The 12,046-nt window shown below is 69.4% G+C and carries 14 protein-coding genes and 1 pseudogene; 11 read left to right on the forward strand and 4 right to left on the reverse strand.

What is annotated here, in order from left to right:
• A partial coding sequence (locus J5F18_RS12125) for an ATP-binding protein (protein ID WP_346298881.1) occupies positions 1-951 on the forward strand: 951 nt, incomplete at its 5' end.
• Positions 952-976: 25 nt separating this feature from the next.
• Complete coding sequence (locus tag J5F18_RS12130) at positions 977-1,522, forward strand: response regulator transcription factor (protein WP_346298882.1); 546 nt, start codon at positions 977-979, stop codon at positions 1,520-1,522.
• 113 nt (positions 1,523-1,635) lie between these two features.
• On the opposite strand, the gene J5F18_RS12135 is transcribed toward J5F18_RS12130, so the two are convergent.
• Both J5F18_RS12135 and hybE read right to left on the reverse strand, forming a co-directional pair.
• The gene (locus J5F18_RS12135) at positions 1,636-2,409 is read right to left on the reverse strand and encodes a 3-hydroxybutyrate dehydrogenase (RefSeq protein WP_346298883.1); all 774 of its coding nucleotides are present in this window, start codon (positions 2,407-2,409) and stop codon (positions 1,636-1,638) included.
• 66 nt (positions 2,410-2,475) lie between these two features.
• Positions 2,476-2,922: a [NiFe]-hydrogenase assembly chaperone HybE gene (hybE, locus tag J5F18_RS12140; RefSeq protein ID WP_346298884.1), complete on the reverse strand. Its 447-nt coding sequence runs from the start codon at positions 2,920-2,922 to the stop codon at positions 2,476-2,478.
• A 110-nt stretch (positions 2,923-3,032) separates the two neighbouring features.
• Here hybE and J5F18_RS12145 point away from each other — a divergent pair, with 110 nt between their 5' ends.
• The 5 genes from J5F18_RS12145 to J5F18_RS12165 all read left to right on the forward strand — a co-directional run bounded on the left by J5F18_RS12145 (position 3,033) and on the right by J5F18_RS12165 (position 7,340).
• Positions 3,033-3,854 carry an inositol monophosphatase family protein gene (locus J5F18_RS12145; protein WP_346298885.1) on the forward strand — a complete coding sequence of 274 codons (822 nt, stop codon included), beginning with the start codon at positions 3,033-3,035 and terminating at the stop codon, positions 3,852-3,854.
• Between the two features lie 147 nt (positions 3,855-4,001).
• Entirely contained in the window at positions 4,002-4,277 is a 276-nt protein-coding gene (locus J5F18_RS12150) for a GrxA family glutaredoxin (RefSeq protein WP_346298886.1), read from the forward strand.
• A gap of 95 nt (positions 4,278-4,372) precedes the next feature.
• Positions 4,373-5,344 (forward strand): bifunctional enoyl-CoA hydratase/phosphate acetyltransferase, encoded by a 972-nt coding sequence (locus tag J5F18_RS12155; protein ID WP_346298887.1) that lies wholly within the window; start codon positions 4,373-4,375, stop codon positions 5,342-5,344.
• Entirely contained in the window at positions 5,341-6,510 is a 1,170-nt protein-coding gene (locus tag J5F18_RS12160; protein WP_346298888.1) for an acetate/propionate family kinase, read from the forward strand. Before J5F18_RS12155 ends, J5F18_RS12160 begins: the two co-directional genes overlap by 4 nt.
• A gap of 62 nt (positions 6,511-6,572) precedes the next feature.
• A complete protein-coding gene (locus J5F18_RS12165; RefSeq protein WP_346298889.1) occupies positions 6,573-7,340 on the forward strand; it encodes a DUF1338 domain-containing protein in 768 nt (255 codons plus the stop codon).
• 89 nt (positions 7,341-7,429) lie between these two features.
• Here J5F18_RS12165 and J5F18_RS12170 read toward each other — a convergent pair whose 3' ends face one another.
• Both J5F18_RS12170 and J5F18_RS12175 read right to left on the reverse strand, forming a co-directional pair.
• Entirely contained in the window at positions 7,430-8,089 is a 660-nt protein-coding gene (locus J5F18_RS12170) for a CoA transferase subunit B (protein WP_346298890.1), read from the reverse strand.
• A gap of 96 nt (positions 8,090-8,185) precedes the next feature.
• A complete protein-coding gene (locus J5F18_RS12175) occupies positions 8,186-8,887 on the reverse strand; it encodes a CoA transferase subunit A (RefSeq protein ID WP_346298891.1) in 702 nt (233 codons plus the stop codon).
• 187 nt (positions 8,888-9,074) lie between these two features.
• Here J5F18_RS12175 and J5F18_RS12180 point away from each other — a divergent pair, with 187 nt between their 5' ends.
• From J5F18_RS12180 to J5F18_RS12195, 4 genes and pseudogenes are all read left to right on the forward strand, one after another.
• Positions 9,075-9,971 (forward strand): LysR substrate-binding domain-containing protein, encoded by an 897-nt coding sequence (locus tag J5F18_RS12180; RefSeq protein WP_346298892.1) that lies wholly within the window; start codon positions 9,075-9,077, stop codon positions 9,969-9,971.
• A 70-nt stretch (positions 9,972-10,041) separates the two neighbouring features.
• On the forward strand, positions 10,042-10,908 hold the full coding sequence (locus J5F18_RS12185; RefSeq protein WP_346298893.1) for an acyltransferase: 867 nt from the start codon (positions 10,042-10,044) through the stop codon (positions 10,906-10,908).
• Between the two features lie 2 nt (positions 10,909-10,910).
• Positions 10,911-11,699: pseudogene (locus J5F18_RS12190) on the forward strand (LysM peptidoglycan-binding domain-containing protein); the annotation flags it as partial.
• Between the two features lie 80 nt (positions 11,700-11,779).
• Positions 11,780-12,046: glycosyltransferase (locus J5F18_RS12195; RefSeq protein WP_346302222.1), on the forward strand; the 267-nt coding region annotated here is incomplete at its 3' end.

The following is a 12,046-nucleotide window of genomic DNA, read 5'->3' on the forward strand; positions in this document are numbered from 1 at the left end:
CTGGTGCCGGTGACCATCGCCGCGGCCACCCTGCCCTGGCGCTATGCCTGGATCATTGCCTCCACCGCCCTGGCGGCCTACTCGCTGCTGATGATCCACTACCACCCGGTGCCCCAGCTGGCCCACGGCCACCTCGGCGAGCATGGCGTCAGCCTGCATATCCTCGGCATGTGGCTCAACTTCGCCCTCTCCGCCGCGCTGGTGACCTACTTCATCTACAAGATGGCCCATGCGCTGCGCAGCCGGGAGCAGGCGCTCTCCCGCACCCGGGAGGCGGCGCTGCGCAACGAGCAGGTGCTGGCCGTGGCCACCCAGGCGGCGGGCACCGCTCATGAGCTGGGCACGCCGCTCTCCACCATGGCGGTGCTGCTGGCCGAGATGCGCAACGAGGCCCGGGACAACCCGGTGCTGCTCAAGGACATCGCGCTGCTGCGACAGCAGGTCGACACCTGCAAGGGGCGACTGCGCCAGCTCGTCGAGAACGCCGACCGGCGGCGCATGGGCGAACCCCAGGTGCACGATGCGGAGCGGTGGCTGGCCGGGGTGGTCCAGCGCTGGCTGGTGCTGCGACCCGACGTCAGTCACCGGCTGGAGGTCGCCGAGCGCCGCGGCCGCCCCTGGATCTCGGTGGACACCACCCTGGAGCAGGCCCTGACCAACCTGCTCGACAACGCCGCCGACGCCAACCCCGACGATATCCTGATCAGCCTGGATTGGAGCGCCCAGGAGGTGGTGATCGACATCCGCGATCACGGCCCCGGCGTCGCGCTCTCCATCGCCGACCAGCTCGGCGAGACCTTCGTCTCCACCAAGAGCAAGGGGCTGGGCATCGGTCTGTTCCTGACCCACGCCACCATCAACCGCTTCGGCGGCGGCGTAAGCCTGTACAATCATCCCGAGGGGGGGACCCTGACCGAGGTGGTGCTGCCGCGCAGCGCCCCGACCAGCTGACGACGGCCCGATTCGCGAGGATGCCATGCAAGAGCCAACCGCAGCCGAGCGGCTGCTGATCATCGACGACGACGAGATGTTCTGCCACGTGCTGGATCGCGCCATGACCCGACGCGGCTTCGAGGTGCTGGTGGCCCATGACGCCGAACAGGCGCTGACCCTGGCACAGCGTCACCGGCCGACGCTGGCCACCCTGGACCTGAAGCTGGAGCACGACTCCGGCCTCAAGCTGCTGCCCGAGCTGCTCGAGGTGATCCCCGAGTGCCGGGTGGTGGTGCTGACGGGCTACTCGAGCATCGCCACCGCGGTGGAGGCGATCAAGCTCGGGGCGGTGAACTACCTCTGCAAGCCGGCGGATGCCGACGAGGTGCTGGCCGCCTTCCAGCGCGAGGGCGGCGACCCGGAGACCGAGGTGGCCGAGCAGCCCCCCTCCATCAACCGGCTGGCCTGGGAGCATATCCAGAAGGTGCTGCAGGAGCACGACGGCAATAGCTCCGCCACCGCCCGGGCGCTGGGGATGCACCGCCGCACCCTGCAGCGCAAGCTGCAGAAGCGGCCGGTGCGGCGCTGACGCGCCGAGCGCCGCAGAATGATGCCGCCGACCCTGCTACCGTCAAGCGTCTCTTTGCAGCACCAGCCGCCCGTCAGTGAGCTGCTGGGCGCTAAGCGCTTGTAGCCGGGCGCTTACTGAGCCGTCCACCCCAGGTCGATGTTCCAGCTCGACCCGGTGACGGCGCCGGCAGCATTGGAGGCCAGGTAGGCGACGAGCTCGGCCACCTCGGCGGGTTCGATCAGCCGCTTCACGGCGGCATTCTTGAGCATGATCTTCTCGATCACCTCCTGCTCTGCCATCCCGTGCATCCTGGCCTGGTCGGCGATCTGGTTGTCCACCAGCGGGGTCTTGACGTAGGCCGGGCAAATTGCATTGGCGGTGATGCCCTGAGGGCCGCCCTCGAGCGCGGCGGTCTTGGTCAGGCCGATCATCCCGTGCTTGGCGCTGATGTAGGCGGACTTGCCCGGCGAGGCCACCTGGGCATGCACCGAGGCGATATTGATCACCCGGCCCCAGCCGTTCTCGCGCATCGAGGGCCAGACCGCCTGGGTGAGCAGGAAGGGAGCGGTAAGCATCAGGTCGATGATCTGGCGCCACTTCGCCTCGGGAAACTCCTCGATGGGTGCTACGTGCTGGATGCCCGCATTGTTGACCAGAATGTCCACCCGGCCGAACCGCCGCATCGCCTCCGCCACCGCCGCCTTGCAGGCCTCGCCATCGGTGAGGTCGGCCTGGAAGAAGGCAGAGCCGGCCTGCTCGGCCACCTCGCTACCCGCCGGGTTGAAGTCCACGGCCAGCACCTGGTGACCCAGCTCACAGAAGTGACGAACGACTGCCTCGCCGATCCCGCTGCTGGTGCCGGTGACCAGGGCGACGCGCGGGGTGGTAGTGGCAGATCCTGTCATGGGCAACTCCTTGTTAGATGTCATGGCGGGAACACTACAGCGCTCCCAGCATAAGGCCCGCCCACCTCAGGCGCCACCTTGGCCCGGCGCCGGGGGCGCCATGACCCGCTCCATCAGCCGCTGGGCGAGCCGGCTGGCCGCCTGACGACCGCTGACATCAGAGAGGTCGTCCAGCAGCACCAGCCGGCGACACCACTGCCCCTCGCCCAGCGACACCGCCTCCAGGGGGTAGTCACCGGAGGGCAGCGACAGCCAGTGACGAGCGCCCGCCTCGGGCAGCTCGCCGGACTCACCGGCCGGCACCATCACCAGCCACAGCGACACCGGGGTGACCAGGGCCCCCACCAGTTGCTCGCCCAGCTCGGGGTCGAGGTAGCACTGGAAGCAGAGGGCATCGGCGGCCAGTTGGGGATTGAAGGCCGCCGAGGCCTTGGCCGCCTTGAGGTGCGTGCGCGTCCAGGCCTTGGCCAACTCGCGCAGCCGAGCGTACTGATCGGGGGTCAGGACGTGCATGAGCTCCTCCTCGACAGGGTGGCGGACCGGCAGTATAGCGGCGTGCGCCACGGGGAGCAGCAGGCTGCTATGCTGGGAGGCTCCCGCACAGCCATTTGCCCGGAGCGACCATGACCGACGACCAGCGCCTGACCCAGGCCATCGAGATCGCCCAGGAGGCCGGCGACATGATCCGTGCGGCCCGCCAGCAGCAGACCTTTGGCCACCGCTACAAGCACGGCCAGGAACTGGTTACCGACGTGGACCTGGCCGTTGACACCCGCATATCCGAGCGGCTCGAGGTGGCCTTCCCCGGCGAGGCGCGGCTCAGCGAGGAGCTGGCCCCGGACCACAGCGCGCTGAGCCGCGAGGTCCCGCTCTGGGTGGTGGACCCCATCGACGGCACCGTCAACTTCGCCCACGGCCTGCACCACGTGGCAGTCTCCATCGCCTGGCTAGTGGCCGGTCGCGTGCGCCTCGGCGTGGTCCACGCCCCCTTCCTCGGCGAGACCTTCACCGCCCTGGCCGGCCAGGGCGCCCAATGCAACGGTCAGACGATTCAGGCCAGTCGCAGCGGCAGCCTCGAGCGCAGCCTGGTGGGCACCGGCTTCCCCTATCGGCGCGACAGCCGTCCGCCGCTGATGCGTCGGCTGGCGGCGGTGCTCGGTCACTGCCAGGACGTGCGCCGCAACGGCTCGGCGGCGCTGGATCTATGCGATGTGGCCTGCGGCCGTCTCGATGCCTACTACGAGAGCGTCTCGCCCTGGGACTTCGCTGCCGGCTGGCTCATCGCCCGGGAGGCCGGCGCCCGCACCGGCCACCTCTACCCCTGCCCCGAGGGCATTCCCGAGGACCTCTACGGCGAGAACCTGCTGGTCGCCAGCCCCGGCATTCACCGCGACCTGGGCGATCTGCTGCGCCGCGCCGACGCCGGGGAGCTGGATGGCCCCTGACTCCCCCATGGCCGGGCTCCCGGGAGGGCGATAGCGCTGCCCAATCGCACGACTCGAACCGCGCTATTGGCGAGGCCGGCGAGGATCCGTCACAATCCACCCCGTCCATTCACTTACCCCCATGCGCCACGCGCGCCAGGAGTCCTCATGTTCGTCGTCATCTTTGGCCGGCCCGGCTGTCCCTTCTGCGTCTTCGCCCATGAGCTGGCCGGAAGGCTTGAGTCCGCCGGTGCCATCGAGGGCTTCCGCTACGTCGACATCCAGGCCGAGGGCATCACCAAGGCCGATCTGGAGAAGACCATCGGCAAGCCGGTACACACCGTGCCACAGATCTTCGTCGACCAGACCCCCATCGGCGGCTACACCGAGTTCGACCAGTACGTGCGCGAGCACGGCCTGCTGGCGGCCGCCGAGACCTCCTGACGCCAGCAAGCCGCAGGTCTCTACTTGACGCCGGACAGGTTCCACTGGCAAGTGCGTGCTAGGCTGGAGACGTTTCCCACGACACGGAGCCGTCAATGGACCCCACCGCTTCGCCCTACGACGCCGGTCCCCACTGGCACCAGACCGGTGAGCAGCACCGTCGCCTGATCGACAGCACCCGCGAACTGGCGACCCTGACCACCGCAGTCGTCCACCCCTGCGACGAGCCCTCGCTGGGCGGCGCCCTGGCCGCCTGGCGCGAGGGGATCATCGCACCGCTGCTGGTCGGCCCGCGCCCGCGCATCGAGGCGGCTGCCGCCGCCCTGGGCGAGTCCCTGGAGGGGCTGACGCTGATCGACACCCCCCACAGCCACGCCTCGGCCGAACTCGCCGTCAGGCTCGCCGCCGAGGGTCGCGCCGAGGCGATCATGAAGGGCTCGCTGCACACCGATGAGCTGATGTCGGCCGCCGTCGACCGCCACAAGGGCGTGCGTACCGACCGACTGATGAGCCACGTCTATGCCCTGGACGTACCCAGCTACCCGCGCCCGCTGCTGATCTCCGACGCGGCCCTGCACATCGCCCCCGACCTGGCAGCCAAGCGCGACATCATCCAGAACGCCATCGACCTCGCCCGGGCGCTGGGCATCGACTGCCCGCGAGTGGCCCTGCTCTCCGCAGTGGAGACGGTGCGTGCCACCCTGCCCTCCACCATCGAGGCGGCGGCGCTGTGCAAGATGAGTCAGCGCGGCCAGATCCGGGGCGGCTGCCTGGACGGGCCGCTGGCCATCGACAACGCCGTTTCCCTGGCCGCGGCACGCCAGAAGGGGCTCGACTCCGAGGTGGCCGGCCAGGCCGATGTGCTGATCGCCCCCAACCTGGAGTCGGCCAACATGATCGCCAAGCTGCTGATCCACCTGGCCAGGGCCCAGGCCGCCGGCCTCGTGGTCGGCGCCCGGGTCCCGATCATGCTGACCAGCCGCGCCGACGATGTCGAAACGCGCCTCGCCTCCGCCGCCCTGGCGGCCCGCCTGGCCCGGACCACACCCGGAGAGGAATCGTCATGACCCCGCGGCAGCTGGTCCTCAACGCCGGCTCGGCCACCGTCAAGTTCGGCCTCTATGGCGAGACCGGGGTCACGCTGCGCGGCCTGGTGGAGCGTATCGCCGAAGCCCCACGACTGCGCCTGCTCGAGGGCAACCTGGCCACGCGCGACTTCCAGGCCCCCCCCGGCGGGCCGGCCGACGCCGCCGAGGCACTGCTCGACTGGCTCGCGGCCAACGGCCTCCTCGACGATCTCCACGGCATCGGCCACCGGGTGGTGCATGGCGGCACCGACCACGCGGCCCCGGTGGCGATCGACGACGACGTCCTTGCGAGCCTCACCCGCCTGGAACCCCTGGCGCCGCTGCACCAGCCGCCGGCGCTGGCGATCATCCGGCGGCTGCGCGAGCGATATCCGGCGCTGCCCCAGGTGGCCTGCTTCGACACCGCCTTCCACCGCACCCAGCCCCGCCTCCACCAGCTCTTCGCCCTGCCGCATCGGTTCGCCGACCAGGGCATCCTGCGCTACGGCTTCCACGGGCTCTCCTATGCCCACGTGGCCCGCCGCCTGGCCGAGGTGATCGGCGCCGAGCGCGCCGCCGGCCGGGTGGTGATCGCCCACCTCGGCCAGGGCTGCAGCCTGTGCGCCCTCAAGGGGGGCAGGAGCCTGGCCACCTCCATGGGCTTCACCGCCCTGGACGGGATGATGATGGGTAGCCGTTGCGGCAGCCTCGACCCCGGGGTAGTGCTGCACCTGCAGCGCCAGCTGGGCATGGATGTCGAGGCGGTAGAGCAGCTGCTCTACCGCGAGAGCGGACTGCTCGGCGTGTCGGGGCTCTCGTCGGACATGCGCGACCTGCTGGCCAGCGACCGGCCCCGGGCCGTCGAGGCGGTGGCGCTGTTCATCGAGCGCCTGCTGCAGGAAATTGGCGCGCTGGTGGCCACCCTCGGCGGCTTGGACGCTCTGGTCTTCACGGCCGGCATCGGCGAGCATGCCGCCCCCATTCGGGCCCGCACCGCCGAGCGGCTCGACTGGCTGGGCGTGACCCTGGACGAGGCGGCCAATCGCCGCCATGCCCGACGCATCGACGCCGGCCGGGGCCCGGCCCTGGCGGTGATTCCCACCGACGAGGAGGCGGAGATTGCGGCCGCCACCCGGGCCTGCCTACAAGCGTCATCCCGGCGTTGAAAGGCCGTCATGCCGCCTGCCTATACTTCCCGACAGCATCTACGACAAGGGAAGCGACCGCGATGCAGAGGGAAGAGTTCGTCCAGCAGCTGTGGCTGGACTATATCCACCAGTACCCCGAGGTCGGTGGCCTGCGGCTGTGGCCGGTGGACGCCCCGGTGGAGTACCTGGCGCTGCTGACCCTGAATCACGGTCCCTGGCGCATGGAAGCGCTGCTGCCGAACCTGACCCACCTGGGCTACCGGCCCCGCCATCGTCACGCCATGGCCGACCGCGGCCTGCTGGTGACCCTGCTCTCACCGCCGGACGACGGCCCTTGGCTGGTGCTCGGCGAGCTTCAGCTCGGCACCCTCTCGCGGGAGCCACGTCGGCGGCTCGAAGCCCTGGTGGCCCTGGCCCCGGAGGCCGACCGCCGCGGCCAGAACCTGCTGTGTCGAGGCCGTCCCTGGCCGATGCCCGACTGGGCCACCTACCAGGCCTTGCACCAGGCCCATCCCCTGGCGGGGTTGCTTGCCGTCAGCGGCCCGCGCCTGCACCACGCCGGTTTCGACTGTCAGCGTCTGGGGCAGCCGCTCGCGGCCCTGGACGCCCGCCTGGCCGAACTGGGCTTCGCCGGGAACAGTGATCGCCACCACGGCGTCTTCCCGGTCTCGCCACTGCTCGACTACCGCTTTTACCCCGCCTGCTCCCGGCGCCTGCCCTTTGCCGACGGCGACGAACACCGCATCGAGAGCGGCGGCCTGGCCCTGGTGCAGAAATCGGTCAGCGCCAACCAGGACCGCGCCGTCGAGCTTCTGCTGCCCCACCACACCCGCTGCGAGGTCTCGTGAGCCGCGATATCCACAGATTCTGTGGATAACGCTGTGCAGGACCCGCAGCCGCACCGCCGCATCATCGCTGGGCAGTCGGGTGACCAGGCTCAGTCGAAGGTCATCTCCGGCACATGGTCGGGCACGACCAGCTTGCCGGCGGTCTTCTCGACGATCTCCTCCACGGAGACGCCCGGGGCGCGCTCCTTGAGGTGGAAGGCGCCGTCCTTGATCTCCAGGTAAGCCAGGTCGGTCAGCACCCGGCTGATGCAGCCCGCGCCGGTCAGCGGCAGGCTGCACTTCTCGAGCAGCTTGGACTCGCCGTGCTTGGAGGCGTGGGTCATGGTGCAGATGATGTTCTCGGCGCCGGCCACCAGGTCCATGGCGCCGCCCATGCCCTTGATCAGCTTGCCCGGGACCATCCAGGAGGCGATGTTGCCCTCCTGATCCACTTCGAAGGCGCCGAGCACGGTCAGGTCCACGTGCCCGCCGCGGATCATGGCGAAGGACTCGGCCGACGAGAAGATCGCCGCCCCCGGACGGGCGGTGACCGTCTCCTTGCCGGCGTTGATCATGTCGGGGTCGACCTCCGCCTCGGTGGGATAGCGCCCCATGCCGAGCAGGCCATTCTCGGACTGCAGCATCACGTCGATGCCTTCCGGCACATAGTTGGCCACCAGGGTCGGGATGCCGATGCCCAGGTTGACGTAGAAGCCGTCTTCGAGTTCGCGCGCCACGCGCATTGCCATCTGTTCGCGGGTGAGTGCCATCTTGTTGCCTCATTGTTCGATGGAAAAGCTTCGCTGGAGAAGCTCTGGGGGAAGCGCCGGCGATGCCGGCCCTCATCGAGTTGCGGGACCGCGGGCTCAGCCCTCGCGGACGGTGCGCTTCTCGATACGCTTCTCGAAGCTGCCCTGGATGATGCGGTCGACGTAGATGCCCGGGGTGTGGATCTGGTCCGGCGCCAGTTCGCCCGGCTCGACGATCTCCTCGACTTCCACCACGGTGATCTTGCCGCAGGTAGCCGCCATCGGGTTGAAGTTCTGGGCAGTGTCGCGGTAGACGACGTTGCCGAAGCGGTCGGCCTTCCAGCCCTTGACGATGGCGAAGTCGGGGTGGAACGCCTCCTCGAGGATGTAGTGGCGGCCGTTGAACTCGCGCACCTCCTTGCCCTCGCCGATCGGGGTGCCGTAGCCGGTGGCGGTGTAGAAGGCGGGGATGCCCGCGCCACCGGCCCGCATCTTCTCGGCCAGGGTGCCCTGGGGGGTCAGGATCACCTCGATCTCGTCGTTGAGCATCTGCTGCTCGAACAGGGCATTCTCGCCCACGTAGGAGGCGTAGATGCGGCTGATCTGCTTGTCTTCCAGCAGGATGCCGAGACCGAAGCCGTCGACGCCGCAGTTGTTGGAGATCACGGTGAGGTCATTGACGCGGCGCCGCTTGATCTCGGCGATCAGGTTCTCGGGGATGCCGCAGAGACCGAAGCCGCCGGCCACGACGGTCATGCCGCTCTCGATGCCGGCCATTGCCTCTTCATAGGAGTTCACGCGCTTGTCGAATCCGGCCATAGTTGGCGCCTCGTCTTGTTGTGAAGTGAGTGGGGTGAAAAAGTGTCATGCATGGAGCTTGATGAAGAGTAGCGGGTCCCGGTGGGACACGGTGACGACAGTGTTGCGCCTGGCGATATATTTGTTAAGTTTGTTTTTTTTATTGATTAATTATATCCCCTTATAAATTTGACCTTGGTAGCATGCGATGACCGTCAAGCAGCTCCGCGCCTTCCTCGCTGTCGCCCAGACCCTCAGCTTCACCCAGGCCTGCGAGCGGCTACACCTCTCCCAGCCGGCGTTGAGCCTGGCCATCAAGGGGCTCGAGGAGAGCCTCGGCGGCCGCCTGCTGATCCGCACCACCCGCAGCGTGCGCCTCACCCCGGAGGGCGAGTCGCTGGTGCCCCTGGCCAAGCGCCTGCTGGCGGAGTGGGACAACACCGAGGAACTGATGCGCCAGCGCTTCACCCTGCAGCTCGGCCGGCTGACGGTGGCCACCATGCCGTCGTTCGCCAGCAACCTGCTGCCGCCGGCACTGATGGTCTTCCGCAGCCGCCATCCGCGGATCAACGTCACGGTGCACGACGTGATCAACGAGCAGGTCATCGAGATGGTCCGCGACCGCCAGGTGGAGCTGGGCATCGCCTTCGAGCCCGAGGCGGCAGGTAGCCTCACCTTCACGCCGCTGTTCGTGGATCGCTTCGTGGCCGTGGTGCCACCGCGCTCGCTGCTGGCCCGCCACGAACGGCTGAGCTGGCCGACCCTGCTGACCCACGACTTCATCGCCCTACAGCGCCCCTCCATGGTGCGCCGACTGCTCGAGCAGCAGCTGGGCGAGCTGGGCATCCAGATCCCCGCGGCCTTCGAGAGTCACCAGCTGGCCACCGTCGGCCGTATGGTGGCCAGCGGCCTGGGGGTCTCGGCGGTACCCTCGCTGTGCGCCCGGCAGATGGAGGAGCTCGGCGCACGCTGCCTGCCACTGGATGATCCAGCCATCGAACGGGCGGTGGGCATGCTCACCCATGGCGAGCTCTCTGCCGCTGCCGTCGCCCTGCGCCAGGTGCTGGTGGAGACCCTGGGCCAATCGAGGCCACAGCCGGGCTGATCACCGCTGGGCAGCCATGCGGTGATCCTTTAGCATTGCCTCATCCGCCATTCGATCCACGGAGTGACGCATGCCGACCCTCAAGGGTCTCGTCAGCCTACTGCTGCTCACCCTTACTACCCTCGTCTGGGGCGTTCCCCTGATCCTGCTCACCCTGGTCAAGCTGATCACCCCCGGCCGTTCCCTGCGTCGGCGGGTGCTCGGGGCGCTCAACGCCCTGGCCCTCAACTGGATCGGCGCCAACCTGTGGTGGATGCGCCGCTGGCTCAAGCCGCAGTTCGAGCTCGAGATTCCCGAAGGGCTCTCCCGGGACCAGTGGTGGCTGGTGATCTCCAACCACCGCAGCTGGACCGATATCTTCGTGCTGTTCTTCGCCCTGCACCGGCGCATCCCCATGCCGCGCTTCTTTCTCAAGCGTCAGCTGATCTGGATTCCCATCGTCGGCCTCGCCTGGTGGGCCCTGGAGTACCCCTTCATGCGGCGCCTGACCGCCGAGCAGCGCGCGCGGCACCCCCACCTGGCGCGCCGCGATCAGGAGGCCACCGAGCACATGTGCCGCCGGGCCCGGGAAGCGCCCATCGCCATCTTCAACTTCCTCGAGGGGACCCGCTTCACCCCGGCCAAGCGCGAGGCCCAGGGGTCGCCCTATCGCCACCTGCTGCAGCCCAGGGCCGGCGGCATCGCCCAGGTGATCGGCCTGCTCGGCGACCGCCTGGAGGGGATCCTCGACGTGACCCTGCACTACGACAACCCCGAGCCCACCTTCTGGGGCTTCCTGTGCGGCCAGGAGGGTCGCGTGGTGATGCAGGCGCGCACCCTTCCGGTGCCCGGCTGGATGCTCGATGGGAACTACCAGGACGACCCGGACCACAAGGAACGCTTCCACTCATGGCTCAACGCCCTGTGGCAGGAAAAGGACGCCTCGCTCTCGCGCTGATGATGACGGCGCTGCTGCTGGGCGGCTGCGCCTCGCGGCCCGACGCCCCCGTCAGCGCGCGGACCCCGGACGCCGCCGCCGAAAGCGGCTCCTGGGTGGTGGTACAGCGCGGCGATACCCTCGGCGAGATCGCCCGGCGGGGGGAGGTCCCCCTGGCGCGACTGCAGCGCTTCAATCCCGACGTGGATCCCCGGAGGCTGGCGGTCGGCCAGCGACTGCTGATGCCGACCCACCAGGAACGTGCCCCCTCGGGCGGGCCCTACCGGTACCAGGTGCGCCCCGGCGACACCTATTCGAGCATCGCGCGGCGCTTCGGTACCCGCGCCTCGCGGATTCAGGCCGCCAATCCCGGCATCGAGCCCACGGCGCTGCGGGTCGGCCAGCTGATCCAGGTGCCGCTGGCCAGCGGCGGCTCGGCCAACGGCTCGAGCAGCGGGTCGGCCGGCGCCTCGCCGCCCCCCCGCGCGCCCCAGCCTGATCCCGGGGACCTGCCGAGTTCGGCCCGCAACTGGCTCTGGCCGCTGGAGGACTACCGGGTCGTGCGCGCCTTCGGCCCCGACGGACGCGGCACTCTGCAGCCGATGCTGCTGGCCACCAGCCGCGGCGCCCGGGCCCGGGCAGTGGCCGATGGCGAGGTGCGCTTCGCCGACAGCATGCGTCAGCTGGGGCAGGTGGTCATCGTTCATCATGCCGACAACCTGCAGAGCGTCTACGCCCTCTGCGAGAAGCCGCTGGTGGCCAACGGCGAACGCGTCAGCCGCGGTACGCCGGTCTGCGAGGTCGGCTACAGCAGCACCAGTGAACGCCATGACCTGCTGTTCGACCTGCGCCACGGCGGCAAGCCGGTCGACGCGGCCACCGGCTTCAGCTGGTGCGCCCGACTCCGGCCACCCCCGGGCCGCCGCACAGCGACGGCATGGAAGCCGAGCTGCGCGTTCCGGGCGTCTCGCTGCCCGGCTACCGGGAGGTGCGCCTCGGCCTGCCCGCCGCGCGACGCCTCACTCGCTTCTGGCGGGAGCAGCGCCCCGACGCCGTCTACCTGGCCACCCAGGGGCCGCTGGGCTGGTCGGCCCAGGGCGTCGCCCGGCGCCTGGCGATACCCACCGTCGCCGGCTGGCACACCAACTTCGACCACTAC

It is taken from the genome of Halomonas sp. BM-2019, from assembly GCF_017584085.1.